Raw genomic sequence first — 26,083 nt, forward strand, 5'->3', positions numbered from 1 at the left:
ACATTCCATGCATCGCGCCGTCTGGGTGCTGCGGTGCAGCGCGGCTTCACCCTGATCGAGATCATGGTGGTGGTCGTGATCCTGGGCGTGCTGGCCGCGCTGGTGGTGCCGAAGCTGATGGGCCGCACCGACGAGGCGCGCATCGTCGCCGCCAAGCAGGATATTGCGACCATCATGCAGGCGCTCAAGCTGTACAAGCTCGATAACCAGCGCTACCCGACTACCGAACAAGGCTTGCAGGCGCTGATTGCGCGTCCGACCACCGGCCCTGCCGCCAGCGGCTGGAAAACCGGCGGTTACCTGGACAAGTTGCCGAAAGACCCGTGGGGCGGCGCGTATCAGCTGCTGTCGCCCGGCATCAAGGGCGAGATCGACGTGTTTTCGTTCGGTGCCGACGGCCAGCCGGGCGGCACCGGCAACGATGCCGACATCGGCTCGTGGGATCAGTAACTATCCGCCCGAGGTTGCGGTACTGCCGATGCCGCCTGCCGGCGTCCGGCTTCACTTTGCTGGAACTGATGATCGTGATCGTGATCCTGGGCATCACGCTCGGGGTGGTGGCGTTCAATGCAGTGCCGGATGCGCGCCAGAGCTTGCACAACGAGGCGCAGCGCATCGCGCTGCTGCTGCAACTGGCGCGCGACGAGGCGATCGTGCGCAACCGGCCGGTCGCGTTCGAGGTGGAGCCGGAGCGGTACCGCTTCCTGGTGCGCGAGGATAACGCCTGGCAGGTCATTACCGGCGATGATTTGCTGCGCGAACGCGCGTTCAAGCGCGCCCCGCTGGCGCTGGCGATCGACCCGCCGCTGGCCACCGACGCGCTGCCGCTGCGCATCGTGTTCGGGCGCGAGCCGGTCGACAAGCCGTTCGTGCTGACGCTGTCTCTGGCCGCGGTCAGCGTCGCGGTCCGGGCCGACGGCGTCGGCCATTTCGTGGCGGATTGAGATGCAACGCGTTTTTCCACCTACATTGCCGCGCCGCAGCGCCGGCTTCACCCTGCTCGAAGTGCTGGTGGCGCTGGTGATCGTCGGCACCGCGCTGGGCGCGAGCCTGCGCGCGGTCGGCAGCCTGACCCAGAACAGCGAAGGCTTGCGCGCCGCGATGATGGCCAACTGGTCGGCCGAAAACCGTCTGAGCCAGATCCGCCTGGCGCGCGAATGGCCGGCCTTCGGCAAGCGCAGCTTCGATTGCCCGCAGGGCCGCCTGCAACTGGTATGCGAGGAGGAAGTGGTCGCTACCCCGAACCCGAATTTCCGCCGGGTCGAAGTCAGCGTGTTCGAATCCGGCAGCATGGAGCGGCGCATCATCAAGCTGGTGCAGGTGGTGCCGAATGGCTTATAAGCGTAGCCATCGCGGCTTTACCCTGATCGAATTGCTGGTCGCCATCGGCATTCTGGCGATCGTCGCGGTGCTCGGCTGGCGCGGGCTGGACGGCATCGTGCGTGCCCGCGTGGCGCTGACCGCCGAGCTGGAGCAGACCCGCGGCCTGCAACTGGCGTTCGCGCAGCTGCAAAGCGATACCGAACATCTGGCCAGCCGCGCCGACATCGGCGGGCGCGCCACGCTGGCCGCGCAAGACGGGCGCCTGACGCTGATTCGCAGCGTGTTCGCCGACGATCAGCCGTCGCGTCTGCAAGTGGTCGCTTACCGGATCCGCGATGGCGTGCTGATCCGGCGCGAATCGCTCGCCACCCGCGATCTGGCGGCGCTCGATGCGCTGTGGCAGGCCAGCATCGGCGGCACCGATGCCGACAGCCCCGCGGTGGCTTTGCAAAGCGCGATCTCGGGCCTGACGCTGCAGTTGTGGTTTGACGATGACGCCGGCTGGCGCGCTGATGCCGGCAGCGCCGCCAACACAGCCAACCCGAGCGGGCTGGAAGTCGTGCTGCAGGGCGGCCCGGAGCTGCGCATGACCAAGGTTTTTCTGCTGGGGGCGTCATGAAGCGCGCGGCATTGGCATCCCAGCGCGGCGTGGCCATCATCACCGCGCTGATGCTGACCGCGCTGGCGGTGACGATCGTGGCCAGTCTGTTCTGGCAGCAACAGGTGCAGGTGCGCTCGATCGAGAACCAGCGGCTGCATTTGCAAACCAAGTGGATTTTGCGCGGCGCGCTCGACTGGGCGCGGCTGGTGTTGCGCGAAGATGCCAAATTTACCAGCGTCGATACGCTGGACGAGCCGTGGGCAGTGCCGCTGGCGGAAACCCGGCTCGACCAGTATGTCGAAAACGGCCGCAGCGGCAGCGATCAGAGCGACGCCACCTTGTCGGGCCGGATCGTGGATGCGCAGGCGCGCTTCAATCTCGCCAATTTGGCGCAGGGCGGCACCGTCAATCCGCGTGAAGTCGCAGTCTTTGCTCGCCTGCTGGGCAGCCTGCAGCTGAATGCCGCACTGGCGCAGGCGGTGGCCGATGCGGTGGCGCGCGCTCAACCGGCGGCTGCGGGAACAGCCGGCAGTGCCGGCCAGCCGCTGGCGCTGTTGCAGGTCGATGATGTGCTGGCGGTACCGGGCTTTACCGCGCCGACGCTTGCTGCGTTGCGCGATTTCGTGGTGATGCTGCCGGCCCCGGCGCAGCTCAATGTGAATACCGCTTCAGCCGAGGTGCTGGCGGCCAGGATTGATACACTTTCGCAATCGGATGCTGCGGCACTGGTCGCCGCGCGCGAAAAGGCGTATTTTCGCAGTAGTGCCGATTTCATTGCGCATTTGCCGCAGGGCAAGGCTGGCGCCGCCAACGCCAGCGAATTTGCGGTAGCGACGAGTTTTTTCATCGTCTACGGTACAGTGCGCCTGAACCGTGCCAGCATGGACATGCAGGCCCTGATCGAGCGCAACGGCGGCAGCACCAGACTGATCTGGATGCGGGATAACTAATTTTAAGAAAATCAGACACCGTGAGCATACTGTATCTACGCCATCCGCCCGAAGCCGCCTGCATCGCTGCGAGCGCGCCGTTGCCATGCCGGTTTGCGCTGCTGTCAAACAGCGGCGCGCTGGAACGCGAGGGGCGCTCGACGCTGCCCGGTTTGGCCGAGGCGGTCCGGCAGGCGGCGCGGGTGGTGCTGCTACTGGCCGCCAGCGATGTCAGCCTGCTGCGGGTGCAGGTGCCGCCGCTGTCCGGTGCCCGCTTGAAGGCGGCGCTGCCGAATCTGGTCGAGGATCAATTGATGTCGGATCCGGCCGAGTGCGCGTTTGCGGTGGGCGCAGCGCAGGAGGGCGGCATGCGCACGGTGGCGGTGGTCAAGCGCGCTTGGCTGGAGCAGTTGTCGGCCACTCTGACCGGGATGGGCGCGCGCCGGCTGGCAGCGGTGCCGGCACAGCTGTGCCTGCCGCTCCAGTCCGCAACGGTAACCGGAGCAGTTACTGCATTTGGCGCAGACAACGATGTTGCGTTGCGCTGGCCGGGGCAGGACGGCATCGGCTTTTGCATCGGCAGCAGCGGCGATGATGCGGCGCGCGAAGTCCTCGATGCAATCCGGCTGATGGCGCCGCAATCCGCCCTGGCGCTGCAGGTGGCGCCGGCCAGCATGGCGGCGTATCGGCAGGCTGCCGCCGGCGATGCGCAACTGCAGATCGTGGCGGAGGACTGGGTTCAGTGCGCCGCCGCGGCCAGAGGCGCACCGCTCGATTTGATGGCCGGCCTGGGTGCGGCGGCCGGCCCGCAACTGAACTGGCGACCGTGGCGCTGGCCGGCGGCGCTGGCGCTGCTGGCGCTGCTGGTGCAGGTGGTCGGGCTCAATGTCAGCTGGCTGCGCATGCAGCGCGAAGCGGATTTGCTGCATGACGGCATGAACCGGACTTTCCGCGCCGCTTTTCCGAAAGAAGGCGTGATTATCGATCCGCTGGCGCAGATGCAGCAAAAAATCAATGCCGCACGGCAAGGTTCTGGCCGGGTCGGGCCGGATGATTTTCTGGCGCTGGCGAGCGGCTTCGGCAGCGCCTGGAGCGGCTTGCCGCAGGCCGGCAAAGCGACTATTGCCGCGCTCGAATACCGCGAGCGCAGCCTGCTGGTGCGCATCAAGCCAGCCGATGCGCTCACCGCTGCCAGCATCCGGCCGGCGCTGACTGCCCGTAAGCTGGCGCTGACCGAGCAGGGCGCCGGCGTCTGGCAGATCAGGAGCGCGCCATGAGCCTGCGCGATAAACTTTCCGGAAAACTGGCGCTCCAGCCCGGCCGCCTGGCCGGGATGCGCGCTGCCGCGGCGCTGTTCTGGGCTGCGCGCAATGGCCGCGAGCGGATCCTGCTCGGCGCCGCCGGCGCGGTGCTGCTGCTGGGGCTGTCGTATGCGCTGCTGATCGACCCGGCGCTCCAGGGCCGCGTCCGCTTGTACAAGAACCTGCCGGTGCTGCGGCTGCAGGCCGCGCAACTGCAGGCGCTGGCCAAGCAGGCGGCAGCCTTGCCGGCGGCAGCGGCGCCGGATGCGGTGGCCGCAAGCAAGGAGAGCATCGAGGCGGCGCTGCAGAAAAATGGCTTGCAAGCGCAAAACGTGGTGTGGAGCGGCGGTTTTGCCCGGCTGCAATTTACCGAAGTCCCTTTCAGCGCGCTGCTGGATGCCGTGCAGGGCTTGCAGAAGACGATGCGGCTGGCGGTGGCCGAGGCCAGCGTCACCGCCACCGCAGCGGCCGGCAGCGTCAATGCCAGCCTGACCCTGCGCGCGCAAAAGGCCGATTGAGTGGCGCGCATCCTGCTCTGGGTGCTGGCCGGCTGCATCAGCGCCGCGCTCACGGTGCTGGCATACGTGCCGGCCAGCTGGATGGCCGTGCTGCTGGAAGCGCAGACCGCCGGGCGACTGACGCTGGGCGATGCGCAGGGCACGCTGTGGAGCGGTTCGGCATCGATCGGCGGTGCGCCCGGCCCGACGGATCCGGTTACGCCCCTGCTGCCGGGCCGGTTTTCGTGGCGCCTGTCGCCGTTGCTGTTGCTGGGGAAAGTCAGGCTGCAGCTGGAAAATCCGGCGGCGCTGACGCAGCCGGTCAGCGTCGAAGGCAGCTGGTCGCAATGGCAGGTCAGCGCGGCGGCAGTCGTATTGCCGGCAGAGCGGCTGGCCGGGCTGGGCGCGCCACTGAATACGATTGCGCCCAGCGGCCGGATGCGTCTGTCCTGGAACATGCTGGAGGTGGCGCGCCAGGGGCAAAAGATCGGCCTGCAGGGCACATTGCGGCTGGAGATCGAAGATATCGCGTCGCGCCTGTCGCCGATCAAGCCGCTGGGCGCTTATCTGGTGACAATGGATTGGCGCGGGCAGAGCGCGCAGCTGTTGCTGAAGACGGTCAAGGGACCGCTGCTGCTGAACGGCGGCGGTGCGATCGAGCAGGGCCGGCTGCATTTTTCCGGCACCGCCGAGGCTGCGGCCGCAGACCGGGAACGGCTGGCCAATCTGCTTAATTTACTGGGCCAGCGCCGCACGGTGGCTGGTCGTGATGTGATCGCTTTAGAGTTCAAATAATGAAAAAACAATCAGCTACGGCGGCGGGGAAAGACATGCAAAAACACATCAAGAAACACGCCCGCTGGCCGCGCTTGCGCGCCACCGCGGCAATGCTGCTGGGCGTGGCATTCATTCCGCCAGCCTGGCCGGCAGCGGCCGACAACGAAGCGACGCTGAATTTCGTCGGCGCCGATATCGAGGCGGTGATCAAGGCGGTCGGCCATTACACCAATACCACCTTCATCATCGACCCGCGCGTCAAGGGCACCATCAATCTGGTGGCCGAGACTGCGCTGACCAAGGCGCAGGCCTTCAACCTGCTGGCTTCGGCCTTGCGGCTGCAGGGCTATGCGATGGTGGCCGGCGACGGCTTCACCAAGGTGGTGCCGGAAGCCGATGCCAAACTGCAGGCGTCTCCGACCCAGGTCCGCAGCGATGCGGCCAGGCTCAAGGGCGACCAGATCGGCACCCGGATCTTTCGCCTGAATTATGAATCGGCCGGCAACCTGGTGACGGTATTGCGCCCGCTGATTTCTCCCAACAACACGATCAATGCCAATCCTGGCACCAATTCGCTGGTCATTACCGACTATGCCGACAATCTGAACCGGCTGGGGAAGATCATCGCCGCGCTGGACGCGCCCGCTACCGGCGATCTGGATGTGATGCCGATCCGCTATGCGATCGCCGGCGATATCGCGGTCATGGTGAATAAGCTGCTGGAGCCGGGCGCGGCGGCACCCGGCGCCGATACCGGGCGCGTCAACCTGATTGCCGATAGCCGCACCAATGCGGTGATCGTGCGCGCGCCGTCGCTGGCGCGCGCGAACCTGGCCAAAGCGCTGATCGCCAAGCTGGATCAGCCGACTGCGCAACCCGGCAATGTGCATGTGGTGTACCTGAAGAACGCCGATGCCACCAAGCTGGCGCTGACCTTGCGCTCGGTGGTCGGCGCCGATGGCTCGGCACCCGGCTCGACCCCGGCGACGCCGGCGCAGTATTCGGCGCCGGCGTTGAATACGGCCAGCGGCATGTCGGCAACAATGCCGCCTTCCGCCGCCCCGGCCGTATTGCCGGCCGGCGGCGCGGCCGGCTTCATCCAGGCCGATGCCGCCACCAATACCCTGATCATCACGGCAAGCGAACCGATTTACCGCAATCTGCGCAGCGTCATCGACCAGCTCGACGTGCGCCGGGCCCAGGTGTATATCGAATCGCTGATCGTCGAAGTCACCGCCGACAAGGCGGCCGAGTTCGGCATCCAGTGGCTCGGCCTGTCCGGCGACAGCAGCAGCAATTACCGGGTCGGCGGCGGCACTACGTTTTCCACCGGCGGCGACAATATCCTCAATCTGGGCACCGGAAAGGGCGCGGTGCTGCCGGGCACCGGCCTGACGCTGGGCGTGTTTCGCCAGATTAATGGCGTACTCGGCCTGGGCGCGCTGGCGCGGGCGCTGGAATCCGACGCCAATACCAATATCCTGTCGACGCCGAACCTGATCACGCTCGATAACGAGGAAGCGAAAATCATCGTCGGCCAGAACGTGCCTTTCATCACCGGCCAGTACACCACGCAGGCGTCGGGCGGCGCTGCCGGCGTCAATCCGTTCCAGACCATCGAGCGCAAGGACGTCGGCCTGTCGCTGCGGGTGCGGCCGCAGATTTCCGAGGGCGGCACGGTGCGGATGGCGATTTACCAGGAGACTTCGGCGGTCCAGAGCACCGCCAATGCGGCCGGTATCATCACCAGCAAGCGCTCGATCGAAACCAATGTGCTGGCCGATGACGGCCAGATCATCGTGCTCGGCGGCCTGATCGAGGATACCGTCAGCGACGGCGTCGAGAAGGTGCCGGGGCTGGGCGACATCCCGGTCATCGGCAACCTGTTCAAATACCAGAAGCGCGGCCGCAAGAAAACCAATCTGATGGTGTTTCTGCGGCCGACCGTGATCCGCAGCAACGAACAGAGCGCCAGCGTGGTGGCCGACCGTTACGATTACATCCGCGGCACTGAAATTGCCGCCCAGCCGGCCCGAACCCTGATGCTGCCCGATACCGGGGCGCCGGTCCTGCCGCCGCTGGAAGGCGGCCAGCCGGTCGGCGGCACGTTCCTGAAGCCGCTGCCGGGAGCCGGCATCCCGGCCACCAACGGCAACGGCGGCGCGTCGCTTCAAACCGCGCCCGTCGTGCCGGCGCCAGAGCGGAAGTAATGAGCGCCATGTTGAACGACGCCCGCCTGCTGCCGTTTGCGTATGCGCGCGATTTTTCGCTGCTGGCTTACCGCCGTGCCGATGATCGCGAACATGCGGTCGAGGTCTGGTTTTCGGATGCGACGCCGCCTTCGGCGATTGCCGAAGTGAGCCGCCGCTTCGGCCGCGTCAGGCTGAAATCGATGCCGCAGGACGAACTCAAGGCCGAGATCGCCAAAGCCTACGCCGGCTCCGGCGGCGACGCCGCGCAAGTGGTCGATGAAGTGGAGTCCGATCTTGACCTGACCCGGCTGATGCAGGATATGCCGGCCATCGAGGACCTGCTGGAATCGGCCGACGATGCGCCGGTGATCCGGATGATCAATGCGCTGCTCACGCAGGCGCTGCGCGAGGGCGCGTCCGACATCCATATCGAACCGTTCGAGCAATCCTCGGTGGTGCGCTTTCGCATCGACGGCTCGCTGCGCGATGTGGTGCGGCCGAAGAAGGCGATCCACGCGGCGCTGATCTCGCGCATCAAGATCATGGCGCAGCTCGACATCTCGGAGAAGCGCTTGCCGCAGGACGGCCGCATCACGCTGCGGGTCGGCGGCAAGCCGGTCGACGTGCGGGTCTCGACGCTGCCGACCGGGCACGGCGAGCGCGCGGTGCTGCGCCTCTTGGACAAGGAAGCCGGCCAGCTCGATTTGCAGCATTTGGGCATGAGCGACGCGCTGCTGCCGCAGTTCGCCAAGCTGATCGCGCAGCCGCACGGCATCGTGCTGGTGACCGGGCCGACCGGCTCCGGCAAGACCACCACGCTGTATGCGGCGCTGACGCGCCTGAATGCCACCGCGACCAATATCCTGACGGTGGAAGACCCGATCGAATACGATCTGGCCGGGGTCGGCCAGACCCAGGTCAATCCGCGCATCGACATGAGTTTTGCCAAGGCGCTGCGGGCGATCCTGCGGCAAGACCCGGACATCATCATGATCGGCGAAATCCGCGACCTGGAAACCGCGCAGATCGCGGTGCAGGCTTCGCTGACCGGCCATCTGGTGCTGGCGACGCTGCACACCAACGATTCTGCTGCCGCGGTCACGCGCCTGCTCGACATGGGGATCGAGCCGTTCCTGCTGTCGTCGTCGCTGCTCGGCGTGCTGGCGCAGCGGCTGGTGCGCAAGCTGTGCCCGCACTGCCGGCAGCAGGACGGCCAGTACTGGCAGGCGGTCGGCTGCGACCAGTGCGGCCAAAGCGGTTATCAGGGCCGGGTCGGCGTCTACGAATTGCTGCAGACCACCGATGAAATCCGCGCACTGATCCATCACAGCGCGTCCGAGGCCGAGATCCGCGCCGCCGCCCAGCGCGACGGCATGCAGACCATGCGCGAGGACGGCGAACGCTGGCTGCTTGACGGCACCACCTCCCAGGCCGAATTGCTGCGGGTGACGAAGGACTGATCATGCCCGCCTTCCGCTACGAAGCCGTGAATGCCACTGGCGCCACCAGCAAGGGCGTGCTGAACGCCGACAGCGCCCGCGCCGCGCGCGCCGATTTGCGCCAGCAGGGTTTGACGCCGATTGCGGTGGAGCCGATTGCGGCCCAGGTCGATGCCAGCGGCCAGCAGCGCCGCCGGCACGGCTTCGGCGAGCGCCTGTCCTCGAATGAACTGTCGCTGTTTACGCGCCAGATGGCCAGCCTGCTGGAAGCCAGCCTGCCGCTGGAACAGGCGTTTTCCGCGTTGCTGGAGCAGGCCGAGCGGCCGTATGTGCGCGACCTGATCGCGTCGATCCGCTCCGAAGTGATGGGCGGCGCATCGCTGTCGGACGCATTGGCGCGCCATCCGCGCGATTTTGCCGAAATTTACCGCGCGCTGGTCGCCTCCGGCGAGCAGATCGGCCAGCTGGCGCGGGTGCTGTCGCGGCTGGCCGACTTTATCGAACGGCGCAATGCGCTGGTGCAAAAGGTCAGGCTGGCCTTCACCTACCCGGCCATCGTCTCGGTGGTGGCGTTCGCCATCGTGATCTTCTTGCTGACCTACGTGGTGCCGCAAATCGTCTCGGTGTTCGCCAATACCAAGCAGAAGCTGCCGCTGCTGACGGTGCTGATGCTGGCGATTTCCGATTTTGTCCGGCATTACGGTCTGGTGGTGTTGCTGCTCATCATCGCGCTGGGTTTCGCCTGGCGCGCCGCGCTGAAGAATCCTGCCACCAGGATGCGCTGGCACAGCTGGCTGCTGACTGCGCCGCTGTATGGCAAGTTCGAGCGCAGCCTGAACACGTCGCGCTTTGCCAGCACGCTGGCGATCACGATCGGTTCCGGGGTGCCGATCCTGCGCGCGCTGCAGACCAGCCGCGATACGCTGTCGAATGTCGCGATGCGCGAGCAGGTCGAGGAAGCCGCCGCGGCGGTGCGCGAAGGCGTCAGCCTGGCGCGCGCGCTGTCGGCGCGCCAGCATTTCCCGCCGATGTTGATCCACATGATCCGCGCCGGCGAAGCCACCGGCGAATTGCCGGCGATGCTGGAGCGCGCGGCGACAGCGCAGGAGCAGGATCTGGAGCGCCGCACGCTGACCATCGCCGGCCTGCTGGAGCCGGCGCTGATCCTGATCATGGGCGTGGTGGTGCTGCTGATCGTGCTGGCGGTGCTGATGCCGATCATCGAGATCAATCAGCTGGTGCATTAATCCTATGCGTAGAAAGAGATGAGATGAAGCGCTTGCCCTGGTTTGCCAGTTTCGCGATGTTCCTCGTACTGTGCGCGTCGGTCGCCTATTGGGCCATGCAACTGTTGCAGCCGCCGCCGCGCGCGGTGGCGGCTGTGCCGCAGGCGGAGCCGCCCGAGCCGTCGCCGGATGCCGCCCGCGGCTTGTTCGGTGGCAGCGCGGTAGCCAGCCTGGCCAGCAATTACCAGCTCAAGGGGGTGGTCGCGGCGGTGCGGCGCGAGGATAGCGTCGCCATCCTGTCGGCCGACAGCAAGCCGGCCAAGGCAGTGGCCGCCGGCGGCGAGCTGACGCCGGGCGTGATAGTCAGGGAAGTCCATCCGCAGTACGTGCTGCTGTCGGAGTCCGGCGCCATCAAGCGGGTCGAGCTGGCGGTCCCGGTCAAGGGTCAGGCCGGGGCGGAGCTGCCACTCAAGGCGCCGTCAGTGGTGACTCCGGGCACGTCCTCGGTGCGCCCAACCACGCTGGTGCCCGGCCCGGACACCAATCCCCCGCCAGCCGTCCCGCCAGGGCCGCAGCCCAGCTTGCAGCCCCAGCCGGCGGTGCCGGCAGGAAAGTGATCGCGTTTTGGTACATTAAGCATACATGCATAGGTATATTTAATACGCCAATCAAATTTGGCGAAAATCGTACTGTTTTTGCCTATACCCTATAATTTTTAGAGGATGTAGCGGGCCAGGTCGTCATCGACCGACAGCGCGCCCAGTCGTTCATTGACGTAGGCGGCGTCGATCGAAACCACCTTGCCGCTGGTTTCGCTGGCTGCAAATGAAATCTCCTCCAGCAGCTTTTCCATCACCGTGTAGAGGCGGCGGGCGCCGATGTTCTCGGTCTTTTCATTGACCGAAAAGGCGATTTCGGCCAGCTGGCGGATGCCGTCCGGGGTGAAGCTGATCTGCACTTCCTCGGTCGCCAGCAAGGCTTCGTACTGCTTGGTCAGGCAGGCGTCGGTGGAGGTCAGGATGCATTCGAAGTCGGCAATCGACAGCGATTCCAGCTCGACCCGGATCGGGAACCGCCCCTGCAGCTCCGGAATCAGGTCGGACGGCTTGGCCAAGTGGAAGGCGCCGGAAGCGATGAACAGGATGTGGTCGGTCTTGATCATGCCGTACTTGGTATTGACGGTGGTGCCTTCGACCAGCGGCAGCAGGTCGCGCTGCACGCCGGCGCGCGAGACTTCGGCGCCGCCGGCTTCGGAGCGCGAGGCGATCTTGTCGATCTCGTCCAGGAACACGATGCCGTTTTGTTCGACGTTGGCGATCGCCTGCTGCTTGAGTTCCTCGTCGTTGACCAGCTTGACCGCTTCTTCCTCGATCAGCACTTTCATCGCGTCCCTGATCTTCATCTTGCGCGCCTTCTTGCGCGCATTGCCCAGGCCGGAGAACATGGTCTTGATCTGCTCGGTCATTTCCTCCATGCCGGGCGGCGCCATGATTTCCATCTGCGGCGCGGCGTCGGCGACTTCGAGCTCGATCTCGTTGTCGTCAAGCGCGCCTTCGCGCAGGCGCTTGCGGAAGGTCTGGCGCGTGGTGTTGCTTTTCTGCGCATCGGCCTCGGGGTGCGCATTCAGGCCGAAATCGCGCGCCGGCGGCACCAGGATGTCGATGATGCGGTCTTCCGCCGCGTCTTCGGCGCGGGCCCGCACCTTGCGGGTGGCAGCCTCGCGGGTCTGCTTGATGCCGATGTCGACCAGGTCGCGGATGATGGTGTCGACGTCGCGCCCGACATAGCCGACTTCGGTGAATTTGGTGGCTTCGATCTTGATGAAGGGCGCATCGGCCAGCCGTGCCAGGCGGCGCGCGATTTCGGTCTTGCCGACGCCGGTAGGGCCGATCATCAGGATGTTCTTGGGCGTGATTTCGTGCCGCAGCGGCTCCGCCACCTGCTGGCGGCGCCAGCGGTTGCGCAGTGCAATGGCGACCGCGCGCTTGGCGTTGCCCTGGCCGACCACGTGCTTGTCGAGTTCGGAGACGATTTCTTGGGGAGTCATGTTCATGGCGGTTCAGTCCAGCGTTTCGATGGTGTGCGACAGGTTGGTGTAGATGCAGAGTTCGCCGGCGATGGTCAGCGATTTCTTGACGATGTCGAGCGGCGCCAGCTCGGTGTTTTCCTGCAGCGCCTTGGCGGCCGACTGGGCGAAGGTGCCGCCGGAGCCGATGGCGCCGATGCCGTCTTCCGGCTCCAGCACGTCGCCGTTGCCGGTGATGACCAGCGTCGATTCGCGGTCGGCCACCAGCAGCATCGCTTCCAGCCGGCGCAGCATGCGGTCGGTGCGCCAGTCCTTGGCCAGCTCGACCGAGGCGCGCATCAGGTGGCCCTGGTGTTTTTCCAGCTTGGCTTCGAAGCGTTCGATCAGCGTGAAGGCGTCGGCGGTGCCGCCGGCGAAACCGGCCAGCACTTTGCCGTGGTAGAGCTTGCGCACCTTGCGGGCGGTGCCCTTCATGACGATATTGCCGAGCGTGACCTGACCGTCGCCGCCGAGCGCGACAATATTGCCGCGCCGTACCGACAGGATGGTGGTGCCGTGAAATTGTTCCATGCTTACCTCAAAAAATCTGTGGACCCGAGGAAACATGCCTGCGCTGCAAGATTCGGCGCAAGCATGCGTTGATTGATGAAAAGTGGGGACGCGCCAGCCGATTGCAAGATGATTGAAGTCAGCCCTTGTGCGGGATGATGCGGGCGATTTCCTTCAAACCCATGACGTTGAGCAGGGCTGCAACCAGGTAGTTGACCTCATGGAATTCGATGATCCTGTCATTGCCGGCCAGCGGCACCAGCCCGGTCAGAAGTTGCCCGGATGCAGTGAAATCGATGCGCTTCAGTTGCGCACAGTCGAGCATGACGGTCTCGCGGTCGGCAGCGAAGGCAGCGATCGCTTCCAGCAGTTGCCGGGTGTCGCCGGCTACCAGAGGCGGCATCAGGAAACGCTCCGGCTGGCTGACGGCAGCGGTTTGACCGACCGACGGAGCGACCCGGACGAGCGGTGCTTCAAACGCAGGAGGCGAGATTTCGAAGGTGATGCAATAGTCGATGCTGCTCTCCTCGAACTCCTGTTCCCGGTCCAGTCGCCGCAACAGTTCCAGCAGCAAGAGCCAGGGAGCGGCGCTGGCCTTGCGCCGCCCGGTTTGCAGGGTGGATTTGATGCGCTCGATCAGGTGGGGCGCCCCCGGCAGGATCAGGTCATGGTCGGATTGGTGCAGGTTGCGCAAGAGTTGCAGCAGCAGAGTGCAACCGGCCGGATCGATCTCGCGGATGCGGCCGAAGTCGAGCTGCAAGACCCGGCTTGACGCGCTCAATTGTTGCGCCTGCTCAATCTGGCGCGCGCTGCTGTGATCCAGCACCGGCGGGAAAACCACGCTTGGCTGGCCGGACGCCGGCACCGCAGACGGCGCTTGCTGCGCGCTGTCGCGCCATGCCGGCGGCGAGGTTTCAAAACGGCCGATGTAATCGGTCGAGAGACGGTCGAACGCCTGCTGCTGGCCGCTGAGTTGATACAGGTCGAACAGCAGCAGATAGGCGTGTTTGGCGTCGGCGACGGGTGCCTCTTCCAGGATCGCGTTTTGCAGCAATTGTTCGGCCAGTACCTGCTGGCCGTTCGCAAACAGGATTGCGGCTTCTTCAACTGCCGGGGGCGGCAGGGCTGCCGCCAGTGCGCCAGCGGCGCCGGACCGGCTGTCGTCGAACAGGATTTCAGTCGAGGCATCCATCAGTTGCACGGTGTTATTGAATGCGCTGGCTTGGCCCGCGACGTTCGCGGCGCCTGGCTTGTGACGGATGCTGAGATTGGCGTCAAGATCGAGCGTCATCGCCGATTCGATCGCATCGATCTTCAGTTCGGTGGCGCGGGCGGCGTTGCGCTGATCGAATTGTGTGCTGCCGCTGCGTCCGACCGCACCGTTCATACGCATGCTGCCGTCGCACGCGCGAGTGTTCGCAGCCGGTGCGTCGGCCTGCGCCTGCTGCTTCTTGCCGAAAAGAGAAAAAATCTTCACGTTATGCGGGCCTCACCGGTGTGCGCGTTTTCTGCAATGGGAAGTTCTGCGATGCGGTTGGATGAATGATGTCAAAAATACCATAAGACATCCGGCGGTAATTTTGCGTTTGCGCAATGTTGTTGAGGGTTAACGATGGAGAGCATCGCTGCAGTGTACATGCACGATGATTTTCGCTCAAAAATTTCCTGTTGGAAATTATTTTTGATGGGAGCTTTGGGTGCTGGATCGGTCGGGCGGCAGCGGGTGCGGGTGCGGAAAATGGGGGAATGCTTGCACTGACATCCTCCCGAAACGCGGAGAATGTCAGCAAAACGCCCGGGCGTCTTAGTCGCCGTACAGCTTTTGCTTGAGTTCGCGCCGCTGCTGCGCTTCCAGCGACAGGGTTGCAGTCGGGCGGGCCAGCAGGCGCGGAATGCCGATTGCCTCGCCGGTTTCCTCGCACCAGCCGTAATCGCCTTCATCGATTCTGGCAATCGATTGCTGGACTTTCTTGATCAGCTTGCGCTCGCGGTCGCGGGTGCGCAATTCCAGCGCATGTTCTTCCTCGATCGTGGCGCGGTCGGCCGGGTCCGGCACCAGCACGGTTTCGCGCAAATGTTCGGTGGTGTCGTCGGCGTTTTGCAGCAGCTCTTTCTCGAGCTGCTTCAGGCGTGCCCTGAAAAAGGCCAGCTGCGCCTCGTTCATGTAATCCTTCTCGCCCATCTTGAGGATTTGCTCTTCCGTGAGAAGGGGGGCGGTTGCGTTGGCGTCGGCAGTGGGTTGTTTGGTTTTGGTTGTCACTTCGCTTGCTTTCGATGCAGGTTCAAATAATTTTATCCGCTAATCCGGCCACTGTATCGTTCATCGAGGCGCTGCCGGAACAGATTCGCTCACATTGTCACTATGCCCGAAGATCTAACGACCGGCAGGCTACTGTAGCAGACTTCCTGGCGCTTACGTTGATAATCCCCACCTTTCAGCGCGATGTTGCCAGTGCCGTTTTTTGGGGGCTAACATGTTGTTTTCAGGAGTAAATTTTGTTCATACTGCCAAAAACGCCGATAGTTTATACCAAACACTGCTCCAGGCCTTTGATAATTGTCTCTTTCGGCAGATTTTGACCGATAAACACCATCTTGCTGCTGCGAATTTCGTCCTCCGCCCATTTGCCGCCGATGTCGGTGCCCATCAATTGGTGCACGCCCTGGAACAGTACCTTGCGGTCCGCCCCTTCCATCAGCAGCACGCCTTTGTAGCGCAGCATGCGCGGCCCGAAAACCTGCACGATGCCGCCCAGGAACTCGTCCAGCAGCGCGGTGTTGAACGGGCGTTCGCTTTTGAATACGAACGAGGAAATATTGTCGCTGTGATGCGCGTGGTGGTGGTCGTGGTGCGCATGGTCGCAGCCGGGCGCGCACGCATGTTCTGCCTCGGCCGCTTCGGCGGCCAGGAATTCGGGGTCGATTTCCAGTTTTTCGTTGAGGTTGAAGCCGCGGATGTCGAGCAGTTCGGCAATCGGCGCCCGGCCGAAATCGGCGGTGCCGACCGGCGCGCGCGGATTGATGCGCTTGATGCGGCTGGTCAGCGCGGCGACTTCGGCCGCGCTGGCCAGATCGGTTTTCGATAGCAGGATGCGGTCGGCAAAGCCGACCTGGCGCTGCGCCTCTTCGTGCGCATCGAGCTGTTGCATCGCGTGGCGCGCATCGACCACGGTGATGATCGCGTCCAGCATGTAGGACAGTGCGACTTCCTCATCCATGAAAAAGGTCTGTGCCACCGGCCCCGGATTGGCCAGGCCGGTGGTTTCGATCACCAGCCGGTCGAACTGCAGCAGGCCGTCTGCGCGCTTTTGCGCCAGGCCGGTCAGCGCCACGATCAGGTCGCCGCGCACCGTGCAGCAGATGCAGCCGTTGTTCATTTCGACGATCTGCTCGCTGCTGTCCTGCACCAGGATTTCGTTGTCGATGTTTTCCTGGCCGAACTCGTTTTCGATCACGGCGATTTTGTGGCCGTGGTTTTCCTGCAGGATGCGGTTGAGCAGAGTGGTTTTGCCGGCGCCGAGAAAGCCGGTCAGAATCGTGGTCGGGATCAGTGCCATAGTGTGTGCCGTTGAAAACAATGGAAATTATTGCGGTTGCCGCGCGCATTCGGCGCACCAGCCCTTGATGGTCAGTTCGATGTCGTGGCTTTGAAAGCCGGGACCGAGGTTGTCCTGCAGCACCGCCTGCAATTGCTGGCGCAGCGTCGATTGCCGGCACGCCGATTGCGACAACATATCGGACACCAGGTCGGTCTCGCCGTCCACATTCAGGCAAAACACCTTGGCGCAGCGGGTGCACTTGAAATGCCCGTGCTGGTGTTGCGCGGGCGCTCCCTGCCCCACGGCCGCGCCGCCGCGTTCGGAATGCTCGCTGCCGGCGCTGTAGCGGAATACCCGATCGTCGCCGGCGATCTTGTGGGTCAGGCCGGCTTCGATCAGGCAATCCAGCGCCCGGTACAGGGTGACGCGATCCATTTCGGCAAACGACTCCTGCATATCCTGGTGCGACAGCGCACGCGGCGCGTCGAGCAAGGCGGTCAGCACTTTCACGCGTGCCGGCGTGACCCGCACCGCGACCGCGCGCAGCCGCGCTTCCGCTTCGGTGCGTGCAGGTTCCAGGGGCTTGCCGCGGCCGGCGACAGGGGGTGTCGTGTTCATTGGTTATGCAGGTCAAAAATCGGTTACGTCTGAAATTATGCCGCAATTGTGCAATCGGGTTGCAATCATCCGCCGTCCGGGGATTTTTTCTTCGCGCGCGGGTGGGCGGCGTCATACACGCTGGCCAGCCGCTGAAAATCGAGCGCGGTATAGATCTGGGTGGCGGCCAGCGATTCGTGCCCGAGCATTTCCTGCACCGCGCGCAGGTCGCCGCTGGACTGCAGCAGATGCGAGGCAAACGAATGGCGCAGCATGTGCGGATGCACGTTGGCCGGGATGCCCAGCGCCTGCGCCTGCGCCTTGATGCGGATTTGCAGCGTCCGCACCGAGATGCGGCTGCCGCGCTCATTCAAGAATAGCGGGTGCGGATCGAGCCGGACCAGCGCCGCGCGCGCCGCAATCCACTCCTGCAGCGCCAGCATCGCGCCGCGCCCGACCGGCACGCTGCGCACCTTGCGGCCCTTGCCGGTGACGATCACGTCCTGCGCCGCGAGATCGATCCAGCCGCTCGAGGTGTACGGCTGGCCGCGCGGCGCGGCCTCATGCGCATACCGGACATCCAGCCCTACCAGTTCCGAAGCCCGCAGGCCGCTCGAATACAGCAGCTCGAACATCGCCCGGTTGCACAGCCGGGTCGCACTGTCGGCGGCAGTAGCGGGATTGGCGCTGGACACCAGGCGCACCGCATCGTCGGCGCCGAGCGCCTGCGGCAGCGTCTTGGCGCGCTTGGGCGCAGTGACGCCGTCGACCGGATTTGATGGCAGCGGCATCTGCTCTGCCAGCCAGCCGAAAAAGCCGCGCCAGGCCGACAGTTTGCGGGCGATCGAGCGCGCATTCAGGCCCCTGGCATGCAGGCGCGCAGTCAGGTTGCGCACCTGCGCGTGGTTGGTTGCGGCCAGCGCCGCGCCGTCCAGCATCGCGAGCAGTTCGCGCAGGTCGCGCCCGTAATTGTCGAGGGTGTGCGGCGACAGCTTGCGCTGCGTCTTCAGGCAGTCCAGATAGCCTGCGATGCGCGCAGCGTCGGCGCTGTCGGCAGGCGCTGCAGGGATGCGATTCAATCCAGCAGGCAGGCCAGCGCGGCGCTGGCGGTGGCGCCGATGTCGCTCAGGAAGTCGGTCGCCATGCCGGCGGCGAAGCGCTGCGGGTCGCCTGATCCCAGCACCAGCAGGCCGAAGGTGTCAGGCCCGCTGCCGGTGCGCAGCGGGATGATCGCGGTCGATTGTACGCCGGCGGCATCGTCCAGCCAGCGCACCGCGTCGAAATCGTTATTCGCACCGCAATACGGCGCGCTCAGGCTTTTGGCAAAAATCATCGCGTCTTCCGCCACGCCTTCGGCAAACCAGGCATGGGCGTAATCCGGCGCCACCCGCCACAGTCGCAGGGTTGCCTGCGGAACCCCGAAAACGGTTTGCAGGCCGGTCACCAGCACATGCGGCAAATCGACATCGTTGCGCGCTTGTAGCAGCGCACGGGTCCAGCTCTGGAACTTGTGCGCAATCGCATCGTTGGCCTGGCCGTGATGCAGCAAATCCGACAGTTGCAGCTCCAGCGCCTTGTACTTTTGGCGCATCACTTCCATCTGGCGCTCCTGCAGCGACAGCGTGCGCCCGGTCAGTGGGCTCGACAGCCGTATCTGCCCCAGCAGCGCGGCATGCTCTTCAAAGAAATCAGGCGTGTTCGACAGGAATTGCGCAACGGAATGGGAGTCAAGCGGGTTGGTCATGGAAGAGGGTCGTCAAGGTAAGAGTGGCAGCGAGAACGCGGTGTGCGCAGTATATCGGCGTTTTTGACCGTTGCGAAGCCGCAGGCACAATGCGCGGGTGCAGACTGCCGCCGCAGCAGGCTTTGATGTTGAATATACTACGATGATGTATTTATTTGTATCGCATGTAAATAATGTGGAAATCAGTATGTTATTAACTATACTCCTGATAAATGTATTCCTGGTGGAAGATGCCGGACGGGTTTTGCGGGCAATGTCGATAGCCGCATCGGACAAATAAAACGGGCGCACATGGTTTCCCGTGTGCGCCCGTTCAACTTGGTGTTTACCGAAGCATCGACCGAATCGTTGCCGGCCCGGCGCTGGGCCAGGCAAGCGGTCAGGTCATGTCTTCAGATCATCAGAAGTTGTGTGTGATGCCTACGCCTACGCCATTAGATGAGTCAACATCAGGGGTGGTGTACTTGGTGCGTGCGATGTCAGCATACAGCGAAGTGCGCTTGGACAGATTGTGCTGGTAGCCGATCGACACTTTCTGGATTTTTTCGAAAGCCAGGCCGTTGCCAGTGATGGTGCCGTCCACGCCATCTTTGGTCCGGTTGTAAGCCGCCTTGATCAGGCCGGAACCGATTTCATAAGTTCCGGCAACAACCCAGTTTTTGGCTTTTGGTACGCCAGCAATTTTGGCGTCGCCCTGGTCGTAGCCGAGTGCGATTTTGGCTGGGCCAAATGTGTAGGAGCCGCTGATGCCCCAGATGTTTGGCTGTACGCCATCAGGTACAAGCGCAGTCAGCTTTTGATAGCCCAGGCCGACATAGATCGGGCCGTTGTTGTAGGCGCCAGCGAGGCCCCAGCCGTTTTTCTGGCCGGAGACTTCAGACAGTTGCACTTGAGCGCTTGCGTTAAAGCCGCTCATGCTTGGGCTGACGTAGGTTACCGTGTTGCTGATGCGCGGCGTTGTCAGCGCGTTCAATCCTGGAACGCCGTCGCCTTCGAATGGGTCAATCGCGGCGGAGGAAACCTCGTCGACGATGTTGTAAGTGCGGCCCAGTTTAACGGTACCGAAACCGCCGGTCAGGCCGACGATCGATTGACCGCCGAACAATGGGCTTGCAACAGCGGCGCCACCAGGAACATTGGAGTAGCCCCTGACTGCGCCAGTGTCGGCATTGAAACGGGTTTCGACTTGGAAAATCGCGGACAGGCCGCCACCGAGGTCTTCCGTGCCCTTGAAGCCGAGGCGGCTCTGGTGATTGCCTTCCAGGCTGGTTGGTGTGCCGGTGACTTTTTCCAGACCCAAGTCCAGCTTACCGTAGATGGTGACTGCGGATTGTGCTTGCGCTGCGCCGGCGGCTGAAGCCAGCACTGCCAGTGCGATGAGAGTTTTTTTCATTTTGCGTATCCTTGGTTAAAGAGTTGTGCTCTGAATATCCGAACCTGCCGAATATGTGCATCACTTTAAGACGTTCTTGCTCAGGACAGCAAAGGATTCGCGCGTTGCATTCAGTATGCCTTGTTAGATGGCGCAATCTGGCGCTCGAACGTTGTTTTTTTATGACGGCTTTGTGACAAACGGCTTGCAGCATGCAAAAAAAGGGTCTGCATGGTTTCCCATGCAGACCCTTTCAACTTGCCAGAAGCAGAGGCTTAATCTGCCGCGTCACAGCCGGTTACCCGGCATACGCACGGATCAGATCACCCTTGCTTAGAAGCTGTGGTGGAGGCCGATGTCGAATGTGTTGACGGACCGGGTGTCAACTGTCGATGTAGCCAGATTAAACTTGTTCTTGTAGTTGATCGCGTCTGCATACACATAAGTACGCTTGGACAACTTGTATTCGTAGCCGATTGCGAATTTCTTGGCTTTTTCCGAAACGTTATCAGCACGGGCTTGACCGTAGCCGACCAAAACGTCGCCAGGGCCTGCATTTACGCGGGCGCCGATGGTCCATGCCTTGATTTTTTCATCGTCAGTGAATTTTTGCTGCGCGTAGGTTGCCATTAGGTTGGCAATGCCAACGTTGTAGGAACCGGCCAACGACCAGAATTTGGTGTCAACGTTGTTGCGCTCGTAGGACAACGCGGCAGCGATCGGGCCGTTGTTGTAAGTGCCGGTCAGGGAGTACGGAACATTCGGAGGAGTAACGCCGGCTTGTGCTTCTTTGGTCGCAACGGAAACGTTAGCTTGGAAGCCGCTCATGACTGGCGAGTTATAGAATACGCCATTCGACCAGCGGTTGCCGGCTGCTTCTGGAGAAACGCCGTTTGCCAGTACTGACGAGTTGTAATAGGCGTCGCCCAGATCAGGATTGAATGCGCCGCGATTGCGGGTTGCGCCCCAAGGATCAAACGCGGCTGCGGTTGCTTGTTTCGCAGTCAATTCGCGGCCGAGTTTGATCGAGCCGAAACCGCCGGCCAGGCCGACAGTGGAACGGCCTTGGAACAGTGGGCGGGTGCCGGCTTCGTTTGTGCCGGTATCGATGTCAAAGCGTTGTTCGATCTGGAACGTTGCGGACAGACCGCCGCCCAGATCTTCAGTGCCTTTGAAGCCGATGCGGTTGTTGTCGCCGGATTGCATCGAAGTGGCGATGCCAGTGGTTTTAACGATGCTGGCATCCAGTACGCCGTAGATGGTTACATTCGATTGTGCTTGGGCTACGCTGGCTACCGAGCCGAGAACTGCCAATGCGATGAGGGTTTTTTTCATTTGTATCTCCAAAAGAAAACTAGTGGTCTGTGGATCCGTTTGTTGCGGACAGGTTAGAAGATAGGGATGAATGACAGCGTCGCAGCAGGATTGGTGCGTTGGCTTTTGATGCATTTGATAAATATGTATAACTGTCGCAGGTTGTGGTTTTTTGGAAACATATTATGTTGACTTCGATCAGAAGTACGACCTTGTATTTGTGCTCATGTTGGCATTCGGGCGTTTTTGCCGCTGAGCGATTTATGGTGTGGCGTGGTAGATTGTTGTTTTAAGAATACAGTTGTTGTGATTTTATCCGCTGATTTCCTGTAAATGTTTGATGGGGAAGCAATTTTTGATGTGCATTATTTTTTGGAAATGTTGCGACTATGGCCACGCGTGAAGAGCTGGCGCTGATCCGGGGGGCGCGCGCCGGAGAGGTTGCCGCGCAATTGGCGCTGGGCACGCGCTACCTGTTCGGCGGCGGCGGCTTGCCGCAGAGCCTGCCAACCGCGCTGCATTGGCTGGAGCGGGCGGCGCGCCAGGACGAGAGCGCCGCCTGGATGCTGATCGGCAGCCATGTTCCGGTCGAAACGGTACGCCTGGCTGCCAAGCCGCTGTCTTACCTGCCCTGGTATGAAAAGGCTTTCGATGCCGGCGTATTGCCGGCCGGGCTGGTATTTGCCAGTCTGGTGCTGGAGAGCGCCAGCGCGCCGCAGCCGGCCTTGCGCGACAAGGCGTTGCAGGCGCTGCAGGCGGCGGCGCAGGCCGGGATCGCCGATGCGCAGTGGCTATTGGCCCGCCAGGCCGGCCTTGGGGCGGCAGCGCCGGAATCCGCGCCGGCGCTGGCGGGGGCGGATCAGACGCCGCTGGCGTGGGCTGGCCGTGCTGCCGATGGCGGCGTGGCGCAGGCGCAGCAGGCGCTGGCCGAACATGCATGGGCCGAATCGGACTGGGGCGGATTTCTGCATCGCGCATTGCCGCTGGCGCGCGCGCTGGTCGATGGCGTTGCCCTTATTGCCGAGGCGGATGCGCCGGAAGTACTGAAAGCGCAGGCGCAGCGGCTGGCTGCGAGCGAAGTGAGATTGTTGTCGCGCGCCGGGCAGGCGCTGTCCTGCACCGAACATGCCGATGCGGCGCTGATGCAGCGCTGCTGGGAGCTGGCCGCTTATGCCGGGGATCGTGAGGCGCAACTGGCGCTCGGTCTGTGGCTGGCGCGGATCGACAGCGACGGTGCGCGAGCCGCCATGGCGCCGGGTTCCGCGCATTACAGGAAGGCGATCGGCTGGCTCACGCGGGCCGGCGAGCAAGGTTCGGCCGAGGCTTGGTTTGCCTTGTCGCGGGTTTATCTGAAGGCGGAGTTTTCACAGCGCAGCCTGGCCGACGCCCGGCGCTATCTGGAACATGCGGCCGAAATGGGGCATTGCGCGGCGCAACTGGAATGCGGTGCGGCGGCCTGGCGCAGCCGCCGCGAGGAGGTTTCGAACGACGTGCGCGCCGCCTACTGGCTGCAAAAGGCGGCTGCGCAGGGCAGCCGGGAAGCCTTGCTGCTGCTGGCCAAGGTTGCCGCGCCGGCGGCCCCGACGGCATGGGCGGTGGCGGCGCAGCAGCATGTGACGCGCGAGATGCGCGCGGCCCAGCCGTTTCTGGCCGCGCGCATCGAGCTGGCGGCGCTGTTCGGGCTGTCGCGGGCGGAAGCATTGCTGATCGACCTGAATCTGGCCGATTGCGGCCATTGCCTGCAGGTCGATATCCGGGCCCAGAACGCGCGCAGCAAGCGCCGTTTGATCCTGTTGCAAACCGGCGAGGAATTGCAGGCATTGCACCGCATCAAGCGCATTTTCGAGGACGTCGATTGCGGGCCGACCGGACCGGAAGGCAATTACCGCCAGAGGCAATACCGGTTGAAGGCTTTGCTGGCGGATACGGAGTAGGAAGCAAGACAGCCTCTAGGCGGATTTTCAATCAGGGATCTCGATTTCACCCTCGAACACCGTTACTGCCGGGCCGGTCAGCAGCACCGGCTGGCTCGGGCCGGCCCAGGCAATCGACAGTTCGCCGCCGCGCATGCTGACTTGCACTGGCGCATCGAGCAGGCCGCGCCGGATTCCCGCGACCGCCGCGGCGCAGGCGCCGGTGCCGCAGGCCAGGGTTTCGCCGGTGCCGCGCTCGAACACCCGCAGCGCGATGTGATGGCGGTCGATGATCTGCATGAAACCGGCATTGACCCGCTTCGGAAAGCGCGGGTGACGCTCGATCTGCGGGCCGTCGGCGGCGACCGGCGCCTGTTCGGCGTCGGCCACCACCTGCACCGCATGCGGGTTGCCCATCGAAACCACCGAGACCCAGGCGGTGGCGTCGTCGATCTCCAGCGGCCATAGGGTATCGCTGCCTTCAGTCTTGCCTTGCAGGCCGTGCGCGTCGAACGGCACCTGCGCCGGGGCCAATACCGGTGCGCCCATGTTGACGGTGATGCGGCCGTCGGCTTCGAGCCGCGGCTCGATCACGCCGGACAGGGTTTGCACCCGGATGCTGCGCTTGGCGGTCAAGCCCTTGTCGGTGACGAAGCGCACGAAGGCGCGCGCACCGTTGCCGCACTGTTCGACTTCGCCGCCGTCGGCGTTGTAAATCCGGTAGCGGAAGTCGACTTCCGGCGTTGGCGCCGGTTCCACCACCAGTATCTGGTCGGCGCCGATGCCGAAGCGGCGGTCGGCGATGAATTGCCATTGCGCCGGCGTGAAGTCGATCTGCTGGCGGATCGCGTCGATCACCACGAAATCGTTCCCGGCGCCGTGCATCTTGGTAAATTTTATTTTCATTTTATATTGGGTATGCGTAAAAAATATGCTTTTCTCGCATATTTTCAGGCGAGATTTAAAAATACAGTGCCGTGTACGATCAGCTTGCGGAGGCCCGCTCATACACGCTCGAGACCCCCGGCGGGCGCGTCTTGAAGCGTTTGTGGGCCCAGAAATATTCGGCCGGCGCTTCCATTATGCGTTGTTCTATGAAGGCGTTCATCGCGCGGGTGGCCGCAATCAGGTCGGCGCCGGGGTAGTCCTCCACGGCGGAATAAAACCGTACCTGCCAGCCCTGGTAATGCGGCAGATAGGTGGCGACGACCGGGATCACCTGGGCCCCGGTCATGTCGGCAATCCGGGCCGGGGCCGTCAGGGTGGCGGCGGGGATGCCGAAAAACGGCACGAATTCGGCATCCCGGGCGCCGAAATCCATGTCCGGCAGCATGAAAAACGGCACCCGCTGGCGCATCGCGCGAATGATGGGTTTGACGCCTTCGCCGCGGGAGAACAATTGCACCGGACGAAAGCGCGAGCGGCCGCGGCGCAGTGCAGCGTCAAATACCCGACTGCGCTGCGCGGTATAGATCGAGCACAGCGAGGATTCCAGCATCACCGCGACCCCGGCCACATCGAGGCCGACAAAGTGCGGGCACAGCAGGATGGTCGGCCGGGCCGCGATCGCATCCACCGGTACCTGCGGCACGACCCGGATCAGCCGGCGCAGGCGCGCCTCCGATGCCCACCACAGGATGCCGCGCTCCAGCACGCTGCGGGCATACGCCTGGAAGTGCTGTTTGGCAATGGCGGTGCGCTCGGCCTCGCTCAAGTCCGGCAGGCACAGGCGCAAATTGGTCAGCGTGATATGGCGGCGCGCGCGCAGCAGCACGAACAGCAGGCGGCCGACGCCTTCGCCCAGCCGTCCCAGCAGCGGCAGCGGCAGCCAGTGCAGCAGCCACATCAGGCCCAGCAACAGCCTCATGCCTGTGGCTCCGCAACCGCAGTCGCCGCAGCGGGTGGCATCACGCCGCCCGGAATCTTGTAGCGGTTGTAGCTCCAGAAATACTGCGCCGGACAGCGCGCGATCAGCTGTTCCATCGCGCGGTTGATGGCGGCGGCCTGGGTTTCCGGCGTCCCGCCCAGCGTTTCCTCGAATGGGACGAAGCGAAGCACGTAGCCGCGCCCGAACGGCAGCCGCTCCGCATACGTCAGAAGGATCGGCGCGCCCGACATCTGATGCAGTTTGGCCGGCAAGGTCATCGTGTACGCCGGCTTGCCGAAAAAATCGGCCCACACGCCTTCGCCGTTTTGCGGCACCTGGTCCGGCAGCAGGCCGATCGCGCCGCCTTTTTTCAAACACTTGAACAAGGCCCGCACCCCGGACAGGTTGGCTGCGGCCAGCGACAGGTTTCCACGCGCGCGCGCGCCTTCGATCAGCGGTTTCAGCGCATCCTTGCGCGGCGGCCGGTACATTACGGTCAGCGGCGTTCTGGTAGCGACAAACTGGGCGGTGATTTCGAAGCAGCCCAGGTGCGGGGTCAGGAAAATTATCCCTTGTTTTGCATCGAGCGCGCTTTGCACCAGTTCCCAGTTTTCGACTTTGACGCAGCGCAGCACCCGCGCCTGCGGCGCGCACCAGATGAAGGGCAGCTCCAGGATGCTCTTGCCGGCTTCGCGGATGGCCGCATTGCGGTGCGCGTCGTGGCCGGCGCGGCGGATATTCTCCGACAAAAGGCGGCGGTAGGACGGCGAGGCCAGATAGGCCAGCCAGCCCAGCGCGGCGCCGAGCGCGTGCAGCGCGGATAGCGGAAGGTGTGACAACAGGCGAAACAGGATGACGAGCATGATGAAAGGGGCTG

At 63.7% G+C, this 26,083-nt stretch carries 26 protein-coding genes; 13 read left to right on the plus strand and 13 right to left on the minus strand.

Annotation, left to right across the window (positions count from 1 at the left end):
• Positions 1-21: 21 nt before the first annotated feature.
• The 12 genes from gspG to HMCN_RS17235 are packed head-to-tail and all read left to right on the plus strand — an operon-like array spanning position 22 to position 10,902.
• On the plus strand, positions 22-450 hold the full coding sequence (gene gspG, locus HMCN_RS0103560) for a type II secretion system major pseudopilin GspG (RefSeq protein WP_035625646.1): 429 nt from the start codon (positions 22-24) through the stop codon (positions 448-450).
• Between the two features lie 14 nt (positions 451-464).
• Positions 465-944 (plus strand): GspH/FimT family pseudopilin, encoded by a 480-nt coding sequence (locus HMCN_RS0103565; RefSeq protein ID WP_025916084.1) that lies wholly within the window; start codon positions 465-467, stop codon positions 942-944.
• A 1-nt stretch (position 945) separates the two neighbouring features.
• Positions 946-1,341, plus strand: a complete 396-nt coding sequence (gene gspI, locus HMCN_RS0103570) for a type II secretion system minor pseudopilin GspI (RefSeq protein ID WP_035625635.1) — start codon at positions 946-948, stop codon at positions 1,339-1,341.
• Positions 1,331-1,942 (plus strand): type II secretion system protein J, encoded by a 612-nt coding sequence (locus tag HMCN_RS0103575; RefSeq protein WP_025916086.1) that lies wholly within the window; start codon positions 1,331-1,333, stop codon positions 1,940-1,942. The genes gspI and HMCN_RS0103575 overlap by 11 nt, the downstream gene beginning before the upstream one ends.
• Positions 1,939-2,874, plus strand: a complete 936-nt coding sequence (gene gspK / locus HMCN_RS0103580; protein WP_025916087.1) for a type II secretion system minor pseudopilin GspK — start codon at positions 1,939-1,941, stop codon at positions 2,872-2,874. The genes HMCN_RS0103575 and gspK overlap by 4 nt, the downstream gene beginning before the upstream one ends.
• 20 nt (positions 2,875-2,894) lie before the next feature.
• The gene (gene gspL / locus HMCN_RS0103585; RefSeq protein WP_025916088.1) at positions 2,895-4,130 is read left to right on the plus strand and encodes a type II secretion system protein GspL; all 1,236 of its coding nucleotides are present in this window, start codon (positions 2,895-2,897) and stop codon (positions 4,128-4,130) included.
• Complete coding sequence (gene gspM, locus HMCN_RS0103590) at positions 4,127-4,672, plus strand: type II secretion system protein GspM (RefSeq protein ID WP_025916089.1); 546 nt, start codon at positions 4,127-4,129, stop codon at positions 4,670-4,672. The genes gspL and gspM overlap by 4 nt, the downstream gene beginning before the upstream one ends.
• Positions 4,673-5,446, plus strand: a complete 774-nt coding sequence (gene gspN / locus HMCN_RS0103595; protein WP_025916090.1) for a type II secretion system protein N — start codon at positions 4,673-4,675, stop codon at positions 5,444-5,446.
• Complete coding sequence (gene gspD / locus HMCN_RS0103600) at positions 5,446-7,638, plus strand: type II secretion system secretin GspD (RefSeq protein WP_025916091.1); 2,193 nt, start codon at positions 5,446-5,448, stop codon at positions 7,636-7,638. Before gspN ends, gspD begins: the two co-directional genes overlap by 1 nt.
• Complete coding sequence (gene gspE, locus HMCN_RS0103605) at positions 7,638-9,080, plus strand: type II secretion system ATPase GspE (RefSeq protein ID WP_304412701.1); 1,443 nt, start codon at positions 7,638-7,640, stop codon at positions 9,078-9,080. The genes gspD and gspE overlap by 1 nt, the downstream gene beginning before the upstream one ends.
• Before the next feature lie 2 nt (positions 9,081-9,082).
• Positions 9,083-10,306 carry a type II secretion system inner membrane protein GspF gene (gene gspF, locus HMCN_RS0103610; protein ID WP_025916093.1) on the plus strand — a complete coding sequence of 408 codons (1,224 nt, stop codon included), beginning with the start codon at positions 9,083-9,085 and terminating at the stop codon, positions 10,304-10,306.
• Positions 10,307-10,329: 23 nt separating this feature from the next.
• A complete protein-coding gene (locus HMCN_RS17235; protein ID WP_025916094.1) occupies positions 10,330-10,902 on the plus strand; it encodes a type II secretion system protein N in 573 nt (190 codons plus the stop codon).
• Between the two features lie 98 nt (positions 10,903-11,000).
• Here HMCN_RS17235 and hslU read toward each other — a convergent pair whose 3' ends face one another.
• From hslU to HMCN_RS0103665, 10 genes are all read right to left on the minus strand, one after another.
• Positions 11,001-12,338, minus strand: coding sequence for an ATP-dependent protease ATPase subunit HslU (gene hslU, locus HMCN_RS0103620; protein WP_025916095.1), 1,338 nt, complete (start codon positions 12,336-12,338; stop codon positions 11,001-11,003).
• 6 nt (positions 12,339-12,344) lie between these two features.
• Positions 12,345-12,881 carry an ATP-dependent protease subunit HslV gene (gene hslV / locus HMCN_RS0103625; RefSeq protein ID WP_025916096.1) on the minus strand — a complete coding sequence of 179 codons (537 nt, stop codon included), beginning with the start codon at positions 12,879-12,881 and terminating at the stop codon, positions 12,345-12,347.
• 118 nt (positions 12,882-12,999) lie between these two features.
• Positions 13,000-14,337: an STAS domain-containing protein gene (locus HMCN_RS0103630; RefSeq protein WP_025916097.1), complete on the minus strand. Its 1,338-nt coding sequence runs from the start codon at positions 14,335-14,337 to the stop codon at positions 13,000-13,002.
• Between the two features lie 327 nt (positions 14,338-14,664).
• Positions 14,665-15,120 (minus strand): RNA polymerase-binding protein DksA, encoded by a 456-nt coding sequence (dksA, locus tag HMCN_RS0103635; protein ID WP_025916098.1) that lies wholly within the window; start codon positions 15,118-15,120, stop codon positions 14,665-14,667.
• Between the two features lie 265 nt (positions 15,121-15,385).
• Positions 15,386-16,417: a GTP-binding protein gene (locus tag HMCN_RS0103640; RefSeq protein ID WP_025916099.1), complete on the minus strand. Its 1,032-nt coding sequence runs from the start codon at positions 16,415-16,417 to the stop codon at positions 15,386-15,388.
• Between the two features lie 27 nt (positions 16,418-16,444).
• A complete protein-coding gene (locus tag HMCN_RS0103645) occupies positions 16,445-17,017 on the minus strand; it encodes a Fur family transcriptional regulator (protein ID WP_025916100.1) in 573 nt (190 codons plus the stop codon).
• A gap of 65 nt (positions 17,018-17,082) precedes the next feature.
• A complete protein-coding gene (locus tag HMCN_RS0103650) occupies positions 17,083-18,075 on the minus strand; it encodes a tyrosine recombinase XerC (protein WP_025916101.1) in 993 nt (330 codons plus the stop codon).
• A complete protein-coding gene (locus tag HMCN_RS0103655) occupies positions 18,072-18,740 on the minus strand; it encodes a DUF484 family protein (protein ID WP_025916102.1) in 669 nt (222 codons plus the stop codon). The genes HMCN_RS0103650 and HMCN_RS0103655 overlap by 4 nt, the downstream gene beginning before the upstream one ends.
• A gap of 400 nt (positions 18,741-19,140) precedes the next feature.
• On the minus strand, positions 19,141-20,133 hold the full coding sequence (locus HMCN_RS0103660) for a porin (protein ID WP_025916103.1): 993 nt from the start codon (positions 20,131-20,133) through the stop codon (positions 19,141-19,143).
• A 312-nt stretch (positions 20,134-20,445) separates the two neighbouring features.
• Complete coding sequence (locus HMCN_RS0103665) at positions 20,446-21,447, minus strand: porin (RefSeq protein WP_025916104.1); 1,002 nt, start codon at positions 21,445-21,447, stop codon at positions 20,446-20,448.
• Positions 21,448-21,815: 368 nt separating this feature from the next.
• Here HMCN_RS0103665 and HMCN_RS0103670 point away from each other — a divergent pair, with 368 nt between their 5' ends.
• Positions 21,816-23,360 (plus strand): tetratricopeptide repeat protein, encoded by a 1,545-nt coding sequence (locus HMCN_RS0103670; RefSeq protein ID WP_025916105.1) that lies wholly within the window; start codon positions 21,816-21,818, stop codon positions 23,358-23,360.
• 27 nt (positions 23,361-23,387) lie between these two features.
• Here HMCN_RS0103670 and dapF read toward each other — a convergent pair whose 3' ends face one another.
• The 3 genes from dapF to HMCN_RS0103685 form a co-directional block, all read right to left on the minus strand.
• On the minus strand, positions 23,388-24,245 hold the full coding sequence (dapF, locus tag HMCN_RS0103675) for a diaminopimelate epimerase (RefSeq protein WP_025916106.1): 858 nt from the start codon (positions 24,243-24,245) through the stop codon (positions 23,388-23,390).
• 79 nt (positions 24,246-24,324) lie between these two features.
• Positions 24,325-25,206, minus strand: coding sequence for a lipid A biosynthesis acyltransferase (locus HMCN_RS0103680; RefSeq protein ID WP_025916107.1), 882 nt, complete (start codon positions 25,204-25,206; stop codon positions 24,325-24,327).
• Positions 25,203-26,069 (minus strand): lysophospholipid acyltransferase family protein, encoded by an 867-nt coding sequence (locus HMCN_RS0103685; RefSeq protein ID WP_025916108.1) that lies wholly within the window; start codon positions 26,067-26,069, stop codon positions 25,203-25,205. The genes HMCN_RS0103680 and HMCN_RS0103685 overlap by 4 nt, the downstream gene beginning before the upstream one ends.
• Positions 26,070-26,083: the final 14 nt, after the last annotated feature.

The organism is Herminiimonas sp. CN, from assembly GCF_000622895.1.
In the GTDB taxonomy this organism is placed as follows: Bacteria; Pseudomonadota; Gammaproteobacteria; order Burkholderiales; family Burkholderiaceae_D; genus AVCC01.